Source organism: Lyngbya sp. CCY1209 (assembly GCF_035615495.1).
Classification (GTDB): Bacteria; Cyanobacteriota; Cyanobacteriia; order Cyanobacteriales; family Microcoleaceae; genus Limnospira.
In genome coordinates this window covers 1-4,354 of sequence record NZ_JAJENU010000560.1, presented here as the reverse complement: position 1 = coordinate 4,354, position 4,354 = coordinate 1, and the positions used below count along the sequence as shown (strand labels likewise).

Below are 4,354 nucleotides of genomic sequence, written 5' to 3'. Positions count from 1 at the left end.
GTACTATAACATCATGGGAAAATGTGCCGCCATATATGGGGTGCGATCGCCGTTTTTATTACATCTATCAACCCTTCGCCAATCCTCTTGAAAGGATTTCAGCTATGAGAAAAGGGAATTGATTCCCAAGCGGTCCGCATATTCAACCCGGTGCGTTCGCCCCGCAGCCGACTATCTTCACCGATGATGAATGGCGGGGGAACACACCCTACACATCTATATATATAAGTATCCTCCGGTGCCTTCCCACAGGTGACTGACTTCACCAATAATCAATAGCCAGGAAACACACCCGACACCCCTCAAAAACTCTCCGTGTCCTCTGTGCCTCTGTGGTGAAACTCTCTAACCACACACCCGACAAAACCCTAAATCCAACTTTTCACCACCCCCGGATTGCCAATCGAGATAAACGCCGCCCAATAAGACGGAGATTGAAACGGCATAAAATCATCCGGCTTTCGACTCAAATCCCGCAGAAACACCCCGCTGGCGGGACTCGAAACGCTAACTTTGCCAATCGCCTCAGCCCTCAACCAACTGTCCCGCATTTCAGCAACCTTTAGCGTCCTCAAATACGCCTGTGCCTCTTCCAAACATTTCGTCCGACCCAGCTTATTTTGGAATAAATTGTGGTAGAATCGCTCCATCAGGATAGCGGTGGGCACGTCCGGGACTTTCCACAGACTCATCACCAGCGTTTCCGCCCCCGCGACGATAATCGAACGCCGCAAACCCAGCACCCCCTCGCCGATGGAGACATTCCCCAAAGCGGTATCGCAGGCGGAGAGCACGACGATAATTGTCCCCGTCAAATCCAACATCGTCGCATTTTGAGCCGTCAGCAGTCCCTCCTCGGCATCCAAGGGTAATTTTTCCTCTTTCAAAGCGGTATTTGCCCCGGCAAATGCCAACCCGGAACGGGTGAGGGGATTTTGGACGTGGGCGAATTTAAACCGGGACTGGGAAGAACCGATGGAGGAGAACTGAAACCCATCCATCGCGTCATTTAAACTCTCTCGGGACACCTCCAAAAAATAGCCGTGGGTGGCGATATGGACGATTTTCGGGGAGCGAGAATGGGACAGCAAAGATTTGACGGCTTGGGTTTCCAGATAAACCGGAACTTGCAATAATTGGGCAATCCGTTCGCCCTCAATTTTCGTACCCGGAAGGGGGGTAAAGATATCGCCCTCGCCGCGTCCCAATTCTCGGGAGAGAGAACGCACATCGGCGGGGGTTGAGGGCGTCGGGAATGGGGGTAATGGGGATTCGAGAACGGCTGGGGAAGGAACGGTTTGGGGTGCGTCGGTTTGCATTGGCTTTTTGCCGTCTATGGCAAATACTGCAATGACTCCCGCCAGTATCAGTACCGCTCCCACGGGGGGAAACGCCGCCAATAAAATAACAGAGATGATGACAAAAAATGCGATCGCAACTGCTAAAATCGTTTGATGGGGAATCCGTGTTGACCGTTTTTGTGGCCGTGTCTGGGGAGTGGGAACCGGGACATATTCCCGCAAATTATAATCGGGATTGGCAATCACCAGCGGTTGGGTATGTTCCACGGGAATTTCCACATGGAACCGCAGCAAATCTCGCCCCACGTTCAGATATCGCAACTCATATTCTCCCATCAACTCAGCAGTTCCATCCCGCGATAAAATCCCAAACGGGAGGGTTGCCAATTCCCCGTCGGTGGCGAGATAAACCACTTGTCCGGGTTGCAGGTGGCGTTGCAGGGGTTGAATCAAGATTTGATAGAGTTGGCGTCCCTGTTCCGGATAAATCCAGGATTCCGCCTCCGGGGTTTCGTCATCATCAAAGCCTAAATCCCGGTTTTTGCCCCGAGTGTCCGAGTCTTCCCCCGACGCCAACCGGCGAAACTGGCGGCTGAGGTTATCAATGGTTTCCGCTTCCCCCAAATCCAGCATTTCCACGTTTTCCGAATCCCCGGAAGATAAGATAAACGCCAGGTAACGCGGCGGCAACCATTGGCTATCTCCATTAGCTTTAACCGCTTGGAAATTGTAAACGCTAAACCGCACAAACTCCACCAGCGTCGCACCGTCCGGGAGGAGGGCGGCGATGGCTTGGCGGCTGGCACGTTTTAATTGGGATTCCAGGTTCATTTCGGGGATTTGGCGGCTGAGGGATTGTTCCAACTCCTCCTGTTTTCGCGTCAAGTCCGCCAACCGTTGCCGATACTCGGGCAACCCTTCCGGGGAAGCTGGACTTTGCCAAATTAAATAGCCAATTTGCCGGGTGAGTTGGCGAAGTTCCTCGAATTGGGGGGCAAGGTGGCGGTAGCGTTCGGAGGCGATGGAGGTTCGCAGCAAAATTCCCGCTTCCGTCGCCAACCCTTTCCGCCGCCAAACCAAATCCAATGCGGCTTGTTTGGCTGGGGAGTCGTCGGAGAAATATTGGTTGATGAGAGAGAGGAATTGTTCTAACAGCCAATAGTTTTGTTGCAGATAATCCAGGCGTTGCCTGTCGCTGCTGATGGAAAGGATTTCACCGATAATTCGGTTTTGAATGTCCGCCGCCTCCTGCATCAGTTGCAATGCCTTTCGGGGGCGATTCATTGTCGCCATCAGTCCCGCCAAATTGTTCAAACTGGCGGCGTAGCTGGGATGATTTTCCCCCAACTGCCGTTTGTCAATCTCCCGGGCTTCCAGGTACAGGGGTTCGGCATCGGAAAACCGCCCCATTGCCCGGTACAGTTCCGCCAAGTTGTTCAAACTGGCGGCGTAGCTGGGATGATTTTCCCCCAACTGCCGTTTGTAAATCTCCCGGGCTTCCAGGTACAGGGGTTCGGCTTCGGAAAACCGCCCCATTGCCCGGTACAGTGACGCCAAATTGTTCAAACTGGTGGCGTAGTGGGGATGATTTTCCCCCAACTGCCGTTTGGAAATCTCCATCGCTTCCAGGCACAGGGGTTCGGCTTCGGAAAACCGCCCCATTGACTCGTACAGTCCCGCCAAATTGTTCAAACTGGCGGCATAGTTATGATTATTTGTGCCGAAAGCAACTTTTCCAATTTCGCGGGCTTGCTCTGCGAATTTAATACCCTCCTCATACCGACCTTTTTCAAGAGCGCTTAATGCCTTGTTATTTAATGAGTTAAATTGCTCTATAAGATTTTCTAAAAACATAAGCGTCTTTCCTCCAATTTGTTAAACTTAAACTCGACTCCATCCAAATTATCTCCCCTCGCCTCATAACGAGTCGATATTCAAAGCCCCCAGGATTGGAGATTTAGGGGCGGGACAATTCATCGCGTTTAACCGGGAGACTCCACCACCTTAAACTGCTTGTAAAATACCCGCCCATTCCACTGCCGCCCAATCTGCTGAAATATCTCCCGAAACCGGGACTCATCCACCTTGAAATCGCGGGGATTGCCATCGGGACGCACCCAGGACAAGTCCAGCGGCTTCTCCGTGAGAATCGCCAAAAAATACTCCTCCCCCTCATCCTGAAACTTTAAGGACTTCGCCAACCCATCGACATCCGGAATATACAGAAGTTGACGCGGCTGACATTCCCCCTGCGGCTGAAATGCCTGGGAGGGAGACAGACAAAAATAGTTCCCCTTGCTACTCCGATTCAGTAACAGTAAATACCCCGCCGCATCTAAATTCACCACCAGGGCATATTTTTTATCCTTGACAATCGTTTCGTCACGGTTGGGGATTTCTCCCAAATCCAATTCCCGCCGAGTCTTTCCAATATCCCCAATATCCACCATCTGGAATTGTTCCATCCCACAGGTTGCCAGACGGGTTGCCAACTCCCAACCCTCCCGAGGAAATTTCACGTCCCACAACCACCGATAAATCACCTGCCAAGGATATAATTCTTCCGGGTTTTTAGGTTTCCAACCCCGTTCCCGCTGCAACTGCCCCACGTCCACGCCGTCCGCCGTCATTTCCTCCCCAAATTGTTTTTTGATTTTTTCCACCACTGCGGCGAGGGTGGCGGGCATATTGGTGGTGGCAAAGCCGCCGTTGAGTTGTTTGCCAATCTGTTTGGCAATGTCAGTATTTGGCTTGTCGTAATTTTGCGGATGAAACCGCAACTGACAACACTCCCGCTGGCTGTCACTGCGTGCCCGCCACATCACTTTTTCGGTAAAGTCATTGAGGAATTGTTTTTGTAATGAGTTTTCCGCCGAATTTGGGTTCATCGCTTTTCTCCTATTTCTGATGTAATGGGAGATCCCCCTAAATCCCCCTTAAGAAGGGGGACTTTGAAATTCCTTTGTTTTTTATGAGCTCTGGGAGATCCCCCTAAATCCCCCTTGAGAAGGGGGACTTTGAAATTCCTTTGTTTTTTATGAACTCTGGGAGAT

2 protein-coding genes are annotated in these 4,354 nt (G+C 51.5%); both read right to left on the bottom strand.

The genetic code is table 11. The features are described 5' to 3' along the window. Positions 1 to 368 precede the first annotated feature (368 nt). On the bottom strand, positions 369 to 3,155 hold the full coding sequence (locus LKE08_RS19610) for a CHAT domain-containing tetratricopeptide repeat protein (protein ID WP_324705941.1): 2,787 nt from the start codon (positions 3,153 to 3,155) through the stop codon (positions 369 to 371). 128 nt (positions 3,156 to 3,283) lie between these two features. After that, positions 3,284 to 4,189, bottom strand: coding sequence for a DUF4384 domain-containing protein (locus LKE08_RS19605; RefSeq protein ID WP_324705940.1), 906 nt, complete (start codon positions 4,187 to 4,189; stop codon positions 3,284 to 3,286). Positions 4,190 to 4,354 lie beyond the last annotated feature (165 nt).